The following is a 17481-nucleotide window of genomic DNA, read 5'->3' as shown; positions in this document are numbered from 1 at the left end:
CAGCCCATAACACTTACTATTCCGGGTCATGTCGCTCACTTTACGAGCGAATATCTGTCTATTTAGGTTGAGAGAATAATCACTACAGAGTGAAAGATTGTAACCAATTGAAAAACAAAGTCTTTATAGAATAACCAACATTTGAACAACCTAATTACGATGGTAAAATGTGCTCCTTGGTAGGAAAAAGAGTCACTGATGATTAACACCTTCTACAAAATTGCGGAGGATATTCTGTTTTTCCCCGCAGTATTCAGGTTGGCCAAGGGAGAGCGAGAGGTAAAACTCAGTAACAAAGAGACTGAGCTTCTGGAGATCCTGTGTAATGAAGCGGGCGCTGTCGTCCCGAGAAACCAGCTGCAAGAGGCCTTGTGGCCCAATCAGGAGAGCACGGACACCAATCTGAACCGGCAGATCCTCTCCCTGCGCCGCAAATTTGAGGCCTTCGGGGTGATGGATGCTATCGATACCATCCCTCGCGTGGGATACCTGTTTACCGCCGCCGTCGAACCCGGTTACAGAGAAGAAGAGACACCTCAGGAAGATCCGGCGGCACCTGTAGTCTATCGTCGCCGCAAGAGCGATCGCCTCTTCTCTCGCAAGCGGATCCTCATGGCGTCGCTACTCTTGCTCACCCTGTTGCTGGTCGCCTATTCCGCCTATCGGGTCGCCACCGCCAACAGCCTGAAGTCGATCGATATCAGCAACGTCTCGCTCTACATGACTCGCTATGCAGAGCAGACCCATGGCACCTCGATCGATCTCCTGGCCAGGCAGCTGGGCCAGGGCACAGGCAAGAGGGCCTCGATCCTGATCGGGCAAGAGGCCATCTCCTATGTCACTTTCGATCCCCAAGGCAGGCTTCGCAACGAGAATGTCTTCTTGCTGCGCGACGGCAGTAAGATAGATAGCGAGTTACGCTGTGTTCTCGATACCATGGCGGCGGCAAGTGATGCGGTCAGCGCCGATTACACGGCACTCACCACCACCACCCTGCGTTTTCATCAGGAGTGCCGGGCGGGTGATGAATGGGTGGAGATCAGCCAGCGCAGCCATCTGCTCAAGGGAGGCAAGGGACGTGAGATCATCGTCGCAGCCCTCAGCGCGGTGGATAGTCAGGGTCGCCGCCTCTTCACGGTCGATACCGTGGGCGATGTGGATAAGATCGATGAAGACTTTGTGGTGGAGATCAGCAACACCACCCTCGGCAATATCAATCATGAGGTACTGCTGAGCAGCCCGCTGGTCGCCACCATGATGGCCGCCTTTCGTTCGCCCAAGCAGAAGGCACACTACATCTTGTTGCCTGACGGCCTCTACTTCTCCAGCTACCTGGGAGGGGTGCTCACCTGGAGCAGCCAGGAGAGCCTGAAGGGACCTGAACCTCACTCATAGGCGACGACAAAGTTCGCCACGGCGCCGTAACTGCCCGGTGTAATGGTGCGGTTGATGATGGCATCCGGGTGTCCCTCTACCCTGGCCGAGAAAAGCAGCTCGTTCTCGCTCCCTCCCGAGAGGGTGTAACCATGGGTCGGCTGACCCAACTCTATCTTTCCCTGTCTGTCGTCATAGAGACGCAAACCGGCCCCGGCCGCACTGCCCTGGGTAAACCCGAGCGCACCGCTCATCACCCCGTCCTCCTTACCGCTGAAGGTGACCCTGGCAGCCTTGAAGATACCGGGTTTGCAGTTATCGAGCCGAATGGTAAAGGGGATATAGGCGCCACCACCATTGGCATACAGCTCTCGCACATCGACCACTCCCATATCCACCGTCTGATCGAGCGAGTCGGGCGCTATGGTACAGGGCTGATCGATGATTCTGCCGTGCAGCCTCACCTCGTTACCCAGCAACTCCAGATCATCGCTCCTGCCACTCATCGCCATCACGGCGGCAGGCAACAACACCAACCCTATCCAGAAAATACGCATACGGGCCCCCTACTGAAATTCGGCCACTATGGTGGCGGTTGCATAGAAGTCACCGGCAGCCACGGCCCCATTGCCAACCGGGGCGGCGATAAAGCCCCAGTCACCGATGTTGCCTTGCATGGAGACAGGGTAAAACTGGTTGATATTCAGAGGGGAACCGTCGAGTTGACGAAATTTTATCCCCAAATTGTCGATGACGCTGGCGCTCTGGTAGCCATCCTTGGTGGTACGCAGGTAATCCTGATTGAACGAGGCGCCACGCCCCGAGATCCCCAGGTTGATCTTCATGCTGACGCTGCTGTCAAAAGCGCCCCCTTCACAGCGAAAGCTCAGGGGCACAGTACGCTCGTAGTTATTGCCATCGAGCCCGGTACCCGGCATGTCACCGAACTCGACCTCAATCGTCTGGCCACCGTTGATGATGCACTTCTCCGGTACGTAGAGGATGGCGGAGGAGATGGTGATCCGTGACATGGGCACGTTGTTGAAGTCACTCACCGTATTCCCCAGACGGCCAAACATCTCTACCACCTGGCGGTCGGAGATCTGCACCCCGTTGATGATGGGCTTGCGTACCCGGAAGGTCACCTTACCCTTGCTGCCACTCGCAAAATTAGTGATCCGGGTCGAGCCCCCCTGACGACAGCTGAACTGACTATTTCGGTTACTCTCATTATTGAAGGGAGCGACCACATAATCGTTGCGCTGACCCGCTATCCAGATCTCCACCTTCATATCGAGAAAGTCGTTAAGCTGGACGAAGCCTCCACCCGCCGAAGGCAGGCCACTGCTCATGATGGCCTTGTAGTAGACGGGGGATTTGGGGATCGATTGCTGCGGACAGGTCACAGTGCCCGCATACAGCCCCCCCAAATCCCAGGTAAACGGTTTGGTCACATACCCCGCCTGGTTCTGGATATCGGCCTTGTCGAGATCGATGGTGTAGTCGTGGGTCGAATCGGGCACCACATAGCCGTTGGCCAGCGCCTTGCCAGCCAACAGCAATCCGGCCATCAAGAGAGAGTGGCGCATAGGGGTTACTCGCTCTTCATCGCGCGGCAGACACTGGCCGCACACTGGTAGGTGACATCCATATAGCCGCCGTAATCATTCACATAGCTGATGATAAAGCGGCTGCCGAGCGGTTCGGGGCTCTGCACGTCGAGTGTCGACTTGGGCTCAACCATAAAGGCGGAGAAGCTCTTGATGGGGCGCTTCCCCTTCCCTTCAGGGTGAGCCAGGCTCACGTAGGTGATGTAATAAGGGGTCGGGTTCTCCACCTTGAGGCCACTGCCCTGTTTGGTGATCACCACCTGATCCTGCCACACGGCATTACGCTCTGGAACGATGGCCTCGGGGCGATAGAAGAGCTTGATCTTCGACTGAACGGCGATCTGCAGCACGTTGCTCTTGTCGCTCTTGGGAGGGATTTCGCGCAGATTGAAGTAGTAGATGGACTCGCGATCCTTGGGCAGCTTCTCCACATCGGGCACGCTGGCGATGCGCACGATCGACTTCTGGTTGGCGTCGACCCGCTGCACCGGTGGCAAAACCACGAATGGAGAGGTGATCTTCTGGCCCCGGGTATCCTCAATCCAGGCCTGGGCCAGATAGGGGAGCTTCTGATTCTCGTTCTTGATGTTGAGGCTGATCGACTTGGCTCCGCCCGGATAGATGGCCCGGGTGCGATCCAGCACGATGGCTGCCGAGGCATCCAGTGCGGTAGAGGAGAGCGCCATAACACAGGTGAAGGTGAGTAACTTTTTCATCGGTATCCCATTACTGACAGGTGATTGTCTTCGTCGACAGGTCGGTCACATCGTGTGGCGCCACAAACTTGCACTGGCGGGCACCACTCCAGGAGAGCACAAAGGATTCATCGGGCTTGACGCCGGTCAGGTAAACCAGCCCCTCTTCGTCGACCACGGCCGCCATCTTGCCACTCTCCTTGAGTACGGTGGCACCAAAGGGAGGAACGTTACCATCGCTCAGTCGCAGGGTGGCCAGCAGCTTGAAGCCCTGGGCAATCTCAAACGCGCTGTAGCCGATGGCCCCCTCGGTCAGGGTCCCCTGCCTGATGGCGTTGACGGCGTCGATATCGTCTCTGAGTGAATCCACATCGACCCGGGTGTCACTCTTGCGATAGTCGGTCACATCCCCCAGCACCGCCACGCCAAAGGCGTTGGTGACGCTACGACCACCGTTGAAGGAGACACCGCTCACCTCACCGGTATCGACCATCATACGGGTGCCACCACGACGGGTAGCCTGGTGCAGTGCCGCACCGTGTTCGGTCACGGTGAGGCCACCGCGCAGGCTGCCACCGATCGAGGTGTACTCGCTCTGTACGCTGTAGGCATTGAGGCTCAGGGCACTCAGGGCGCCGTCATGGTTGTAGTAGCCTCGCACCACCCCGTGGCCATTGCTCTGTACTCCGGCCCCCAGCTGATAGGTGTCATTGGGACGGCTGTAATCCTGATAGGTCGCCAGATGGGTGACATTGCCATTGGAGGATTGCACGCTATAGCCTGCGTTCTTGCGATCCCCGATAGGCACGCTGAAGGTCAGGGTCACACTCTTGTCATCCTCATAGTTCTCATTCTTGGTCTTGTAGGCCGAGACATAGAGAGAGATATCCTTGAAGTCACCCAGATCGAAGGTCTTGTTGATGGTCAGCCCGTAGCGATCTTCTGCATCGTGGCTCCAGTAAGTCCTGTGGGTGTAGTCAAGGTAGGCGGTCAGGGCCTTGGCCGGCTCGTCGGCCCAGAAGGTCTTGTTGGCCGTGATGGTGTAGAGCTCCTTGTCACCCCAGGTGTTGTAGTCATCGCTATCCACCAGACTCTGGTTGTTCTCGAGCCGCTCCTTGTTGTTGAGGAACTGGGACATGGTCATGAAATTGTGCTGGGAGAAGCGATAGCCGGCGAAGGTGATGGCACTGTCATACTCGTCGAACTGCTTGGCATAGTTCAGGCGAAACGACTGGCCAATCTTGGTCGAGAGACCGGGCAGCTTGGCGATAGACTGGCTGATATCGGCCGAAACGGCCCCCAGGGCATAGAGATCGCGGCCGATACCCAGGCCCCACAAGTTATATTCGCCACCGATCAGGGTTCCTCCGTAGAGAGACCAGGAGTTGGCCACCCCCCAGGAGAAGTCTCCGGTCACGAAGGCAGGCCCATCCACCTTGTGCACGTCGTCGCTCGATTCGGAAGGTGCGCCAACTGCCAGGTTATAGCGCACATAACCCGGGCGGGTCAGATAGGGAATGGTCGCGGTATCCACCTGAAAGGTGCTGACGCTGCCATCTTGCTCCTCGACGCGCACGTCGAGACGGCCCCGGGTCGAGCTGTCGAGATCCTGAATGCGAAACGGACCGGCCGGCACATTGGTCTCATAGATGATGCGGCCAGACTGGGAGATGGTGACCTTGGCGTTGGTCTTGGCGATACCGCTCACCTCGGGGGCATACCCCTGCAGGCTGGGAGGCAGCATCCGTTCGTCATTGGCTAGGCTGATCCCGGTGTAGCGGAAGCCATCGATGATCTGGGAGTTGAGCTGTTGCTCACCCAGAGTCAGCTTGGCGGCCATTGAGGGCAGGGGGCGGAAGGCATAGATACGGTTCAACTCGTTTTTGCTGCGGCTGTCGCTGCCCCAGTAGGAGGCGAGTTGATAATCCCCGCGCAGGCGCCATGCCCCATGGTTGAACCCCAGGGTGCCGTAACTACTGACGCTGCCGTTGGACGTATCGCGTCCCTCGGTGGCCTGCACGTTGAGGTTGTAATCCAGCATCATGCCGGTCACCCCGTGCTCCCACTGCTCCGGAGGAATCCAGTTGGGGTCGCTGTACTTGAGCCAGGCCTGGGGCATGGCAATCCTCAGCACCCCTTCCCCAATCCGGTTGGAGATGACGACCCCGTCCAGCGCCAACAGATCGGCACACTCACCGTCATGCCAACGGCCCACCCTGGTCCGGGCATCATCGGTCAGCGCCATCTTCTCGACCGCTTCGGGAGAGATGCAGGCGACACCGCCACTACCGGCACCTTCCCGTTCGTAGAAAGGCACCTTCTGCAGGGGCAACTTATTCTTGTTGATCTCGATTTCGAGGTAGTAATCCCCCGGCAAGATATACCCGTCCTGGGCAAACTGGGAGAGATCTATCTTGGTCCGTTCATCAAGATCGAGCGCATCAATATTAAACTCAGTCTCGGCACATACGTTCTTTGCCAATAACAACAGCGCAGCAAACCCGATCAAAGGTGCCGCTTTAATTCGCTGGTGCTCAGTGACAAAACTTAATATTGAATGACTCATACATCACTCTAAACACATAATAATACTCACATTTCGTGGTATCTACACAAGCCGGAAGGCTTACAAATATCGAACTTCGAGCAGGGCTGTATCGCCTTCGAATGTCTCATCGAGGTGAACCTCGAGCCGACGCTCATGCTGGGACGTTCTTGGAGATTCGGAGATATTCCCCCCCCGCTGGTCTCTGCGCTGCAACTTGACCATAAAAGGGAAAACACCACCGGCATTCTGATCGATGCGGCAGCCACTCACCCCCAAAATCAGATCAGGCGGGTTGACCTGCTCCAGGATCAGGGCACAGGCGGGTTCTGCCACAGTACCGCTCAACTCCTCGGCCGCCAGAGGTAAGGCCAGCAGACCAAGCAGCGTGACAAGAGTCATCTTCATGGTGCAACTCCGGTAATGACGGGTGAAGCGCAGTGGCCAAGCCACTGCACCCGGTATCACACGTCAGAAAGAATTACTCGTAGGCCAGAGTAAAGTTGGTGGTCGCGGTGAAGGCGCCAGCCTGCAGCGGGTTGGTGGTTTGATCCTCATAGCCCTTCAGCACGGCGCTGAAGTCCAGTTGGTTGTCACCGTTTACCAGCTTGTAGGCAGCAGTCGGAGTACCCAGAACGATCGGAGCGCCGCCCGGAGCGGTCATCTTGATGCCGGCACCGGCAGCCTGGCCGCCGCCGATCACCAGCAGGCTGCTGTCGACCGGATCCTGGGCACCGCTGAAGGTCACCTTGACGGCATCATCGGCCTCGGTGATCTCGCAGTTTTCCAGCTTGATGCTAAACGGCTTGGAGTTGGACTCGCCACCCTTGACCAGCTCCTTGGTGCTGATTTGGCCCATTTCAACGACCTGGTCAACAGACTCGGGAGCCACGGAGCAGGGGGCATTGATGATTTCGCCATTGAAGGTGACCTTGCCGGAACCCTGGCCTGCAGCAGAGGCAGCGCCAGCCATCAGCAGGACACCCATCGCAACTACAATCTTATTCGCTTTCATTCGTTGATACCTTTTTATTCATGACTTACGTGTCGAAGCCGAAAAAAGGGGTGGCCTGGAGTCACCACCCAAATTTTGAACGGCTGTATTGGGGCCAAGCCCCGCGAAACGACCTGTCATCGGCATCAACACAGGGGGAGTGAAAACCGCTCCCCAAGCCCGCCGAAGACATCCCATAGCGTCGTCTCGGGGGCAAAGTTATCCATCACCTTGATGCGTATCAAATACATTTTAATTAATAGAGATTCTTTTAAATTCGCTTTAAAATCAGGATGATATAAACATCATGAACATTGTTGTTGCGGCCTGGAGCCTGACCGTCATCGCACGCAATTTGTACACATCGCGAACGAAAAGCAGGAGAAAAACATACCGGCAACAAACCAGAAACAACTAGAGTTATTGCTCAATGCACACCCAAATGCCTCCCTCCCCCGCAAGTAGCTCCCTCATCCACCAGAGCTGAAGCAGAGCGCACTCACTCCGGGACAGTCACACATTTATTGCTCAATTGATTTCTCAAATGGGGATGATATGCTCTAGACATGATGTAAAGGGCAAACCGATTGAAAAGTCGGGACGCAAAGCCACCGGTCTAAGGGTAGCAATACCTAAGACAGCGGAGCCGCCATTAGGAAGACAAGTGTGCTTCTGATCTCTTTGTCTTTCAGATTGCGTTGCCCTTTTCGAACAACGACTTGTATCGAAAAGGACAGACTATGAATATCCAAACCGCACTGAAACGCACCGTTTCACTCTCCCTGCTCACCATGGCAGCCTTTGCCGCCCATGCCGATAACGGCACTGTGACCTTCAACGGTTACATCAACGAGGCGCCCTGCTCCATCACCAGTAACAGCATTACCTGCTACTCAGGAGCCAAGCGGCAAGATCTGGATATGACCATGCTGCAACACTCTGGTTCATTGGCGACCATCAGTAGCCAGATCGACTATCGCGTCTCCCCCACGAACAGCAATGTGGCCATAGTGACGGTGAGCTACCTCTGATCGTGACGAGGCAGAAGCCCCTCTCTATCCAAAGGGAGGGCTGGTGTGATCCATGTCAGATTTTTTATTTCCGCCTGTTGCTTCCCCCCCGAATGGGGAGAGGGGTGATAACCCCAAGGAGATGGGGTGATACCAGTTTCATAAGGGGTCTGACCCCTTTCCTCTCTTCTTTTTCCCCATTGCGACCCAATTGAAGCCAAAATAGAGTGCAACTCCTTCCCACCTCATTCAAGGAGTTACACTGTGCGAACCCTGATCGGCAGCCTCTGCCTGCTCGCAGCGCCCCTCGCCGGAGCCTATAGTCCCTCCGACTGGCACCAATATGGCGCCAGCGCCCCCGAGACCCGCCAATTCGAATCGACGCAGAGCACCCAGCTCTTCCGCCTGACGGCCACTACGTCGTCGGCCCGCTGGCAGCAGATGCACATCTACCGCACCTATCGCTGGCAAATCGACGGCCTCAAACAACAAGCCGAGCGCCAATGTGGTGACAAGCAAACCCGGATAGAGCAAGGGTGGCGGATCCGCACCCAGCTGTGCGAATTGAGCCTCAAGGCCGGCACCCTGATTCAGGCCGAGAGCCAGGACTTCGGCTACGGCCTCTCATCGTCGGGATGGAGTGCGCTCCCCGACACACCGACCGGGTGGCGCGGCGATCGCCTCGCCCTGCCGCAAGCCCTCGCGCTGGGTCAGGAAGAGGTGGAGCTGGATCGCTGCCAGCTGGATGCCAAGGGGCGCTGCCCGAGTGACGAATGGCACTACGATCCCAGGCAATGGGAGCAGCTTCAGGTGATGGAAGAGAGCCCCAGTGAGCGGGATGGTCGCCTCGATCACATCTTCTATCGGCTCTCACCCAAGAGTGAGAGCGCCGCCGCCAAGATGGTGCGCGAGCTGCATGTGTGGCGCCAGCATCAATGGCAACCGGATCCGGCCCAGGCCATTGAGGAGTGTGGCGAGCCCAGGACCCGTGAAGAGGCGGGAAACACCCTCACCGTCCGCACCTGCCGCCAGCTGCTGCCCATCGGCAGCCAGATCAATGTCACCCTGCATGACACCGGCTATATGATGCCAGCCGACAAAAACGAGTGGCAGCCACTGCCAGAAAGTGACAGCTGGCAAGAGGCCAAGACCCTGAGCCAGCCTCTCGTGCTGGCCACCACAGAGGAGCAGCTCGACTGCCGCAAGGCCAATGGCCGTCCCTGCGCCGAACCCACAGAGCCGGACCTGGACCTCCTCGACGCCGGGGCCGCACGACTGGTCGCCGACGTGAGCGGCGCCGACAAGCCTGCATGGCAGGCAAACTATGGCCACGACGATGCCAAGCTGATGGCCGCCATTCGGGGGATGCAAGCCCTGCTGGACGCCAACCGGCCGACTCACCCCGCCATGGACAAGTTGCTCTACTATGTGCGTGCCCACAACTACTTCGGTGGCGTTGCCAGAGAGAGCGACGAGACCGCTCGCGCACTGGCCCGGGTGATGGTCGCCCTGCTCAACCACCCGGCTCTGCTGGGGAATGAGCCGCAGGATGAGGCTGGCACCGTGCTGGAGGCCTGGAGCGTCGCCGCACAGGGGCAACTCGGGCAAATGGCCTTCCGTCAGGCTGCCACCCCTATGCCGGCCCAGCTGATCCGCGCCCTCGACTACGCGGTACAGCATGCGGCCGTCATCAATGGCCACAAGCCGTGGGCCGATGGGCTGTTTGAGCTGCTCAATCTGATCGACTACGCCAGCTCCCACTCGCGCGATGCCGACTTCGGCCCCGCCCTCATCGGACAAGAGCCCGCACTGCGTCGTGCCATGCTGGCGCTGGGGGAGAGCGAGCTGGCCCTGTGGAAGCGCCGGGATGGACAGGCTGATTTGTTTGTATTCAATAACATACTCGATGCCTACACCCGCCTCTACCGCATGATGCAAGGGCGAGACAGCGCCGGCAGCGAGGCCTATCGCGACAGCCTGGATCGGGATGTCATCACATTGCTCAACCGTCATGGACTGGTGCCCGGTGGTGCCCAGAGCCCCCGTCTGTTGGAAGAGGCCTCGATCACCCTCTCCACCTACTACCTGCGCCACACGGATCGCAGCGCCGCAGCGTGCAGCGAAGGCCCCCTGGCCGGCTACTGCAAGCCCGTTCAGGCCGAGGATATATTGCCATTCAGCCACACCTGCTCGCCGACCCTCTCACTGCGCGCCCAGGATCTGAACCAGGAGCAGGCCGAGCAGATCTGTCGCGAACTGGGTGAGGAAGAGCAGCACTTTCATCGGGTGATGGAGACAGGCTGGCAACCGGTTACCGACGACAACAATCGCTCCCTCGAGCTGGTGATCTTCGACTCTTCCGATGAGTGGAGCCGTTACGGTGGCGCCCTGTTTGACGGGGTATCGACCGATAACGGAGGCATCTATATCGAGGGGGATCCGGCTCGCCAGGATAATCAGGCCCGCTTCTTCGCCTATGAGGCACAGTGGAAACGTCCCGCCTTCCAGGTGTGGAACCTGCGCCATGAGTATGTTCACTATCTGGATGGCCGTTTCAATCTCTATGGAAACTTCGGCCACTACCCGCTCAACCGCACCACCTGGTGGGCCGAGGGGCTGGCAGAGTACATTGCCCATGGGCAATGCTTCGCCCGCGGCCTCAACGCCGTCACCCAGAGTCCGGCCGGACAACGCCCGTCGCTGCAATCCATACTGCACCTCGACTACGAGAGCGGCAGCGAGATGGTCTACTCCTGGTCCTATACGGTGCACCGCTTCCTCAACGAGACCGGACGCCGCGACAGCTGGCTGGCGATGGCCCGGGCCCTGCGCCAGGCCGATCGGAGCAAGGCGATGGCCGACTACGAGCGGGTGATGGAGCAGCTGATTACCAACGACAGCCAGGCCTACCGCGACTGGGTCGATGGGCAGCTCATTCCCTGGTGGGCGGCGAACCGCAATAGCCCTGAGTGCCAGTCAAACGACTCGGCTCACTAAGCGAGAGGCGGCCATCGGCCGCCTCTTCTTTTCCCGTCGCTGACGCTGACGGACAGTTGTAATAGAATGCCCACCTGTTGTTTCGTAACCGATCGGTCGCACATGAAGAAGTTTGCCCTGATCCTGCTCGCCACCCTCAGCCTGCTGCTGGCCCTCTGCCTGCTGCTGCTGACCTATGGGGAGTGGCGAGTCTCCAAGGCCGGGCGCCTCACCTATGACAGGGTGGATGATCTCCCCTACAACCGGGTCGCCGTGGTACTCGGCACCTCCAAGTATCTGGTGGGAGGAGGACGCAATCCTTACTTCAGCAACCGCATCCAGGCTGCCGCCCAGCTCTATAACAACGGCAAGGTAGACTACCTGATCGTCTCCGGCGACAACGCCACCGTGCAGTACAACGAGCCGCGCCTGATGCGCCGGGCCCTGATCAGGGCAGGTATTCCCGCCTCGGCCATCTATATGGATTTCGCCGGTTTTCGCACCCTCGACTCCGTGGTCCGCGCCAAAGAGGTCTTTGGCCAGAGCAGCTACACCATAGTCTCCCAAAAGTTTCATAACGAGCGCGCCATCTTTATCGCCCGTCGCTTCGGTATCGAGGCCATCGGCTTCAATGCCCCGGATGTGGCCCCCAACGAGGGGATCAAGACCCGGGTGCGGGAGATTTTCGCCCGCTTCATGAGCCTGCTCGATCTCTATGTGCTGGACAAAGAGCCCAAGTTCCTCGGTGAACCCATCGAGATCGGCGCCCCCATCCCCTGCCTGCCCCTTAGCACAGTCGGAACCCTTCAGCCCTGTATCCAGCACAAATCTTGACCATTTGGGGGGCCTGACGCCAGGCCGCCCTAAAGAGTGATCCAGGGCACAGTGTCGTTCGAATCGGAGCCTTCATACTGGTCCGACCCCATGACGGGGCCCAATGAACGCAAGGAGGTGTCCATGATCCGTCAATTGATGTTGTTGCTCCTGTTGCTACCCGGCCTGGCGCTGGCCGACAGTCACACCCGCTACCCCATAGTGCTGGTCCACGGCCTGTTTGGCTTCGACAAGCTGATGGGGGTCGATTATTTCTATGGTATTCCCCAGGCCATGACCCGGGATGGCGCCACCGTTTATGTGGCGCAGGTCTCGGCCACCAATAGCTCCGAGGCACGTGGAGAGCAGTTGCTGAGCCAGGTGCAACAAGTGCTGGCCATCACGGGTGCCGAGAAGGTGAACCTGATCGGTCACTCCCACGGCGGACCGACCGTACGCTATGTGGCCTCGGTCGCTCCCGAGCTGGTCGCCTCTGCCACCAGCGTGGGGGGGGTGAACCAGGGTTCTGCCATCGCCGATCTGGTGCGGGTCAATGCCCCTCCCGGTTCCGCCGCAGAGACACTGGCATCGAGCGCGGCCCAGGCCCTCTCGGGCGTGATCTCACTGCTCTCCGGCGGTAGCAAGCTGCCCCAGGATCCCATCAAGGCACTCGATGCCCTGACCAGCGCAGGTGCCGCCAAGTTTAATAGCCACTATCCGGAAGGTCTGCCCACGACCCGGTGTGGCGAAGGGCCTATGCAGGCCAACAACGGGGTCTACTACTTCTCCTGGAGTGGTCGGGGCAACCTCACCAACATCCTCGACCCGGTCGACCCGGCCCTGGTCCTCACCGGTCTCTTTTTCGATGAGCCCAACGATGGCCTGGTCGGGGTCTGTAGCAGCCATCTGGGCAAGGTGATTGGCACCGACTACAAGATGAACCATCTGGATGAGGTGAACCACTCCTTCGGCATTCGTCACCTGTTCGAAGTGGATCCTGTCTCCCTCTATGTGCAGCATGCCCGCCGCCTCAAGGGACTCGGCCTGTGAGAAAGGTATGGCTGGGGACTCTGCTGCTCCCTCTGCTCATCCTGGGTTGGCGTCACGTCAGCGTGACGCCTTCTCTTCAGGAGACGCCCGCGGCCCGGCCCGCCCCCCCTGCGGTGCTGGATCAACGCTATGGCGCCTTCCGGGAGGCCGAGGCGCGCCTGACCATCCCGGAGGGGACCGATCTGGCCAGCCTGGAGCAATTGTTCGAACAGCGGGAGCAGCTGAGACGCCAACGCTTCTCTCCTGCCGAACAGGAGCAGTTGTTCGCCGACGAGCGACGCCAGGAACAATGGACCCTGAGGCGCAAGGCACTGCAGCAGGCCTCCCCCGAAGAGCAGGCAGTGTTGCAGGAGTCGCTTGAGGTCTGGCTGAGCGAGCAACCTGAGTGGTTTCAGCGCTCGGTAGAGAATGGGCGCGTGCTGGAACGGCTGCGCCAGCATCAGGAGGACAGGCAGTGGCAGTTGGAACAGCTTGGCCCCGAGGCGGCAGATCGCCTCGCCGAGCTCAAGCAGAACCAGCAGGCCTTCGACAAGCAGTTACAAGGCTATCTGAAGGAGCGAGCCGCCCTGAGCGATGATCAGCGGATCGCCCAGCAGCAGAGCCTGCTCGAGCACTGGTTCCCCGAGAGTCAGTGGCGACGGGTCGAGGCCCTGACCCGCATCACTCAGGAATGAGAGCGGGGCCTGCGGCCCCGCCTTTCAGTCATGTTTTGGGCGCACGCCAGGTGAGACTCACGACCCGGTATCCCTGTGCCACCTTGCACTCCATGTCGAGATCCTGCCATCCCCCCGGCGTCACGATACGCACCGCGCCCTTCACCTCTGCTGCACTGGCATCTAAGGGACCAAACATGACCCTGGTCGTGCCGGTCAGCGACTTGAGGCGCTCACCACAGAGCCACTCACTGCCCTTGGCACCCGATCCGTTATGATCTCGGGCGCCATCGAGACCCAGCTCGGCCTGGCTCGGCTGGAACACCCGTTGCAACTGGGCCGCCCGCCGCTTCAGCCACTGCTCGCGCTGCTCCATGCTCACCTTGCTGATGTAGGCCTGCGGCTTGCCGGTCTCGTCGAGCCAAGCGGTCAACTTGCCCTTCTCGAAACCGAAGCGGGACTCGGGCTCGCGCACCCCGAACAACTCACCCCCCTTGAAGTAGTAGCGGCTCTCTCCCTGATCCTGCCCCTTCTCATCGCGCCGCGGCACGGCGATGATCACCGGCATGTCACCATCCAGCCAGCCGGTCACCGTCACCCCGTCCAGGGTGAACTGGCGAGTATCCAGGGCTGTCGCCGCCCCCTTCTCCATCAGGTCGAACTGTTGATCCAGGGTCATCAGAGGTAACGCCATCACGGGTAATGTGGTCATCAAGGGTAACAGGGCAGACAGCTTCACTCACTCGCCTCCAGAAGCCAGCGTCCCAGCCCCTCCCTCTGCTCATGGGTGAGCGGGAGTGCCTTGCGGGACTGATAATCGAAGTGGATCAGGGTGGTCTCGGCGGTCACCGCCAGCTCACCCCCTTGCCAGGCCTCCTGCCAGACGGTGAAGGAGCTCCCCCCGATCCGCTTGATCGCGCTCTTCAGGGTCACCACCTCGCCGTAGAAGAGCTCCCGCTTGAACTGAACCGAGTAGCCCGCCAGGATGAGGCGCCAGTCGCGTACATCCAGATCCGGGGTGAAAACACGGAACAGGGGATCCCGCGCCGACTCAAACCAGACCGCCGGCACCGTATTGTTGATATGGCCGAGGGCATCGGTCTCCTGAAAGCGGGGGTGGATCTGCATCTCCAGCATGATTGCATCCTTGTCATCAAACCGCGCTCAGGCTACAGCGCGGCCGGGGCCGACTCAAGTCACCGGAAAAGAAAAAGGCCCGAACCAGTCGGGCCAAGGAGCGTGCCGGGCCAAAGGCCCATTCACAAGTGCTTAGAAGCGGTAGCCGACGCCAACCATAAAGGCCATGGGATCGACCTTGGTCTTGATGGTGCCGATGGCGGTATGAACGTCGGTATCGATATCAATGATCCAGGCGGAACCGTTAACGAACCAGCGATCGGTGATAGCCATATCGATACCCACCTGACCGGCAATGCCCCAGGAATCGTCCACGCTCACATCGGTCCCTTGCAGCGGGCCACGACCCTCTTCACTGAAGAAAGTGGTGTAGTTGACGCCGACGCCCACATAGGGGCGCACCTTGCTCTGGGCGTTACCGAAGTAATACTGGGCCATCAGGGTCGGCGGCAGGTGTTTGATCTTGGCCACCTCGGTATCGCCCAACTTGACCGAGTGGGAGAAGGGGGTGGCAGCCAGCAGCTCGACGCCCCAGTTGTCGGTGATCATATAGCCCAGGGTGAGACCCAGCTGCATGTTGTCGTTGATCTCGAGCTCGACGGGGGTACTGCTCTCCTGAGGAGAGACAAAGGCCAGCCCACCACGGACCAGGATATCACCGGCCTGATGGGCCATGGCGAAGGGGGAGGCAAGGGCGCCGGCGATCAGCAGAGGAAGCATCTTTTTCATCGTTATAATCCCTTTTATTGTGTTCGTTTGGTGCTGTAAGCGGCGACCACTTTAAGGGATCGTAAACGACCAGTTATTGACCTGGCTCAATTGTTACCAACATTTTAGCCATATGTACCATACACCTTTGAGTCTCTTTTTCTCTGCGAAAGGTGTTGGCTACGGCCATCATAAGATGGCTCGCCTATCTCTCTTTAAGAGGCGCCTCGATCAGGCTGAGAGCCCCCTGACGCAACAGATCATCGGGGTTCAGGGAGGGCAGCACACCTCCATGGCGGGAGACCAGACCGGTCCAGGTATTGCGACCTCGCGCCTTGGCGTTGTAGAGGGCCATATCGGCCAACTTGAGGCACAGGCGCCAGCCAGGATCGTGGCGCTCCTCCCCCAGAGGAAAGAGAGAGAAACCGATAGAGGCCGTCATCGGGAAGGGAGCCTGCTCCTCACCAAAGGGGGTCTGGGCCACCAGCCGCCGCAGACGCTCGGCCAGGGCACTGGCCTGGGATGCGTCTGAGCACTCTGACACCACTAAAAACTCCTCACCCCCAACCCGAATCAGTAATTCGTCGTGACGCAGGTGGCGACGCAAGCGCTCCGCAAACTGCACCAGTACACGATCGCCTGTGTCATGACCATGGGTGTCATTGACCTGTTTGAAGTGATCGAGATCGATGGCCAGCACCGCCAGCTGCAGCTCGGAGGGCTCCAGCACCTCGAGCCAGGCATCCAGATAGCGACGGTTAAAGCAGCCGGTCAGCGGATCACGATTGGCGGCCTCCTCCATACGCTGGCTGTGAGCCTGTGCGGCCTTGTGCTGAAGACTGAGACGGGCTGCCATCTCGCGAAAGCGACGGGTCAGGATCCGCATCTCACGACTCGATTCTATGAGCGGCAGGGTGGCCGAATCACCATCCCGCTCGTAGCGCTGTACCCCCTGGATCAACAGCCCCAGAGGCTGCAACACCATGACCTGCAAGCGGAAAAAGGCGAACAGGCCACACACCAGGCAGATGAGCAGAGTCCCTGCCAGGGTAAACAGCAGCACCCGCCCTCCCCCCAACATCAGCTCACGCTGGGACTCCAGTCGCAGCAACAGGCCAGGGTGACCTGTGCTGTCGAGCATGACTATCTCCCCCCACTGGGTATCAAGGCCGCTGTACCCCATGCGGTAGAGATAGCCTCGCTGCAACGCCTGGAAACGGGTGAGATCCACCTCTCCATGCAGACCCCGCATCGTGATGGGCATGGCCACCCGATGGGACAGCTCGCTCAGGTAACTCTCGTCGATCCAGCGCGCCGCCAGTAGATAACCCCTGACCCCACGCTGCCGCTGCGAGTCGGTGATCGGATGGAAGGCGAACATCAGGGGGCCCCATTGGGAGTCCTGCATCCCCTGGATGCCGTGTTCCTGAACACGCTCCAGTAACGCCTTCTTCAAGTACTCCATGAAGAGGGGGTAACTGATGAAATGACTCTGTTGGATATCGGGCAGGCGGGAGCGGCTCCACACCTCGTTACCCCGCAGATCCATGAAGCTGAGCAGGTGAAGGTCAAAATCATCCATCGGGGTGGAGGAGACCAGATTGGCATCGATAAAGGCGCGGGTTCCTTTGCCGGCGATGAAGTCATAGGCATCGTCCCACTCCCCCCAGTCGCGGGCAAAAGCGCGCATCCGCTTGAGATCGGCCTGGACCAGACTGATGGCGCGCACCAGATGTTCGCGCATCTGTCGCTGCTCCACATGACGGATCTGGGGCACCAGCAACATCACCAGCATGGCGACCAGCAGCCCCATGGCGACCAGCCAGACCAATGCCATGGAGAAGGCGACCTGATAGTTGATAGTGCGATCCGAACGATGCATGACAACAGTTCCTGATGACTCGTCTCAATTATGG

General features: G+C 59.1%; 15 protein-coding genes, 1 pseudogene and 1 riboswitch. Of the genes and pseudogenes, 6 read left to right on the top strand and 10 right to left on the bottom strand.

Annotated elements, in window-relative coordinates:
- Positions 1 to 198: 198 nt before the first annotated feature.
- Positions 199 to 1395 carry a winged helix-turn-helix domain-containing protein gene (locus BN1133_RS19855; protein WP_082178054.1) on the top strand — a complete coding sequence of 399 codons (1197 nt, stop codon included), beginning with the start codon at positions 199 to 201 and terminating at the stop codon, positions 1393 to 1395.
- On the opposite strand, the gene BN1133_RS18130 is transcribed toward BN1133_RS19855, so the two are convergent.
- The 6 genes from BN1133_RS18130 to BN1133_RS18105 form a co-directional block, all read right to left on the bottom strand.
- Positions 1386 to 1931 carry a fimbrial protein gene (locus tag BN1133_RS18130; RefSeq protein WP_050667846.1) on the bottom strand — a complete coding sequence of 182 codons (546 nt, stop codon included), beginning with the start codon at positions 1929 to 1931 and terminating at the stop codon, positions 1386 to 1388. The genes BN1133_RS19855 and BN1133_RS18130 overlap by 10 nt on opposite strands.
- A 9-nt stretch (positions 1932 to 1940) precedes the next feature.
- Positions 1941 to 2945: a fimbrial protein gene (locus tag BN1133_RS18125; protein ID WP_407922039.1), complete on the bottom strand. Its 1005-nt coding sequence runs from the start codon at positions 2943 to 2945 to the stop codon at positions 1941 to 1943.
- Between the two features lie 23 nt (positions 2946 to 2968).
- Positions 2969 to 3700, bottom strand: a complete 732-nt coding sequence (locus BN1133_RS18120; protein WP_050667844.1) for a fimbrial biogenesis chaperone — start codon at positions 3698 to 3700, stop codon at positions 2969 to 2971.
- Positions 3701 to 3710: 10 nt separating this feature from the next.
- Entirely contained in the window at positions 3711 to 6245 is a 2535-nt protein-coding gene (locus tag BN1133_RS18115; RefSeq protein ID WP_082178053.1) for a fimbria/pilus outer membrane usher protein, read from the bottom strand.
- 60 nt (positions 6246 to 6305) lie between these two features.
- A complete protein-coding gene (locus BN1133_RS18110; RefSeq protein ID WP_050667843.1) occupies positions 6306 to 6632 on the bottom strand; it encodes a hypothetical protein in 327 nt (108 codons plus the stop codon).
- 73 nt (positions 6633 to 6705) lie between these two features.
- Positions 6706 to 7239 carry a fimbrial protein gene (locus BN1133_RS18105; protein ID WP_050667842.1) on the bottom strand — a complete coding sequence of 178 codons (534 nt, stop codon included), beginning with the start codon at positions 7237 to 7239 and terminating at the stop codon, positions 6706 to 6708.
- Between the two features lie 546 nt (positions 7240 to 7785).
- Positions 7786 to 7872, top strand: a riboswitch (cyclic di-GMP riboswitch).
- 86 nt (positions 7873 to 7958) lie between these two features.
- Between BN1133_RS18105 and BN1133_RS18100 the strand changes: the two genes are divergently transcribed.
- The 5 genes and pseudogenes from BN1133_RS18100 (at position 7959) to BN1133_RS18080 (ending at position 13741) form a co-directional block, all read left to right on the top strand.
- A complete protein-coding gene (locus BN1133_RS18100) occupies positions 7959 to 8249 on the top strand; it encodes a fimbrial protein (RefSeq protein ID WP_231686296.1) in 291 nt (96 codons plus the stop codon).
- A gap of 243 nt (positions 8250 to 8492) precedes the next feature.
- Complete coding sequence (locus BN1133_RS18095; protein WP_050667841.1) at positions 8493 to 11225, top strand: collagenase; 2733 nt, start codon at positions 8493 to 8495, stop codon at positions 11223 to 11225.
- A gap of 102 nt (positions 11226 to 11327) precedes the next feature.
- Positions 11328 to 12026: pseudogene (locus tag BN1133_RS18090) on the top strand (SanA/YdcF family protein); the annotation flags it as partial.
- A gap of 135 nt (positions 12027 to 12161) precedes the next feature.
- The gene (locus BN1133_RS18085) at positions 12162 to 13067 is read left to right on the top strand and encodes a lipase family alpha/beta hydrolase (RefSeq protein ID WP_050667839.1); all 906 of its coding nucleotides are present in this window, start codon (positions 12162 to 12164) and stop codon (positions 13065 to 13067) included.
- The gene (locus BN1133_RS18080; protein WP_082178052.1) at positions 13064 to 13741 is read left to right on the top strand and encodes a lipase secretion chaperone; all 678 of its coding nucleotides are present in this window, start codon (positions 13064 to 13066) and stop codon (positions 13739 to 13741) included. Before BN1133_RS18085 ends, BN1133_RS18080 begins: the two co-directional genes overlap by 4 nt.
- Positions 13742 to 13769: 28 nt before the next feature.
- Here BN1133_RS18080 and BN1133_RS18075 read toward each other — a convergent pair whose 3' ends face one another.
- The 4 genes from BN1133_RS18075 to BN1133_RS18060 all read right to left on the bottom strand — a co-directional run bounded on the left by BN1133_RS18075 (position 13770) and on the right by BN1133_RS18060 (position 17447).
- The gene (locus tag BN1133_RS18075; protein ID WP_082178055.1) at positions 13770 to 14432 is read right to left on the bottom strand and encodes a hypothetical protein; all 663 of its coding nucleotides are present in this window, start codon (positions 14430 to 14432) and stop codon (positions 13770 to 13772) included.
- 23 nt (positions 14433 to 14455) lie between these two features.
- Positions 14456 to 14857 carry an acyl-CoA thioesterase gene (locus BN1133_RS18070; protein WP_050667837.1) on the bottom strand — a complete coding sequence of 134 codons (402 nt, stop codon included), beginning with the start codon at positions 14855 to 14857 and terminating at the stop codon, positions 14456 to 14458.
- A 132-nt stretch (positions 14858 to 14989) separates the two neighbouring features.
- Positions 14990 to 15586: an OmpW family outer membrane protein gene (locus BN1133_RS18065; RefSeq protein WP_050667836.1), complete on the bottom strand. Its 597-nt coding sequence runs from the start codon at positions 15584 to 15586 to the stop codon at positions 14990 to 14992.
- Positions 15587 to 15770: 184 nt separating this feature from the next.
- A complete protein-coding gene (locus tag BN1133_RS18060) occupies positions 15771 to 17447 on the bottom strand; it encodes a sensor domain-containing diguanylate cyclase (RefSeq protein ID WP_050667835.1) in 1677 nt (558 codons plus the stop codon).
- Between the last annotated feature and the right edge of the window lie 34 nt (positions 17448 to 17481).

The sequence above is a fragment of the Aeromonas schubertii genome (assembly GCF_000820105.1).
Lineage (GTDB): Bacteria > Pseudomonadota > Gammaproteobacteria > Enterobacterales > Aeromonadaceae > Aeromonas > Aeromonas schubertii.
Note: the sequence above shows the minus strand (reverse complement) of the source record. Positions and strands in the feature narration are given on the sequence as shown.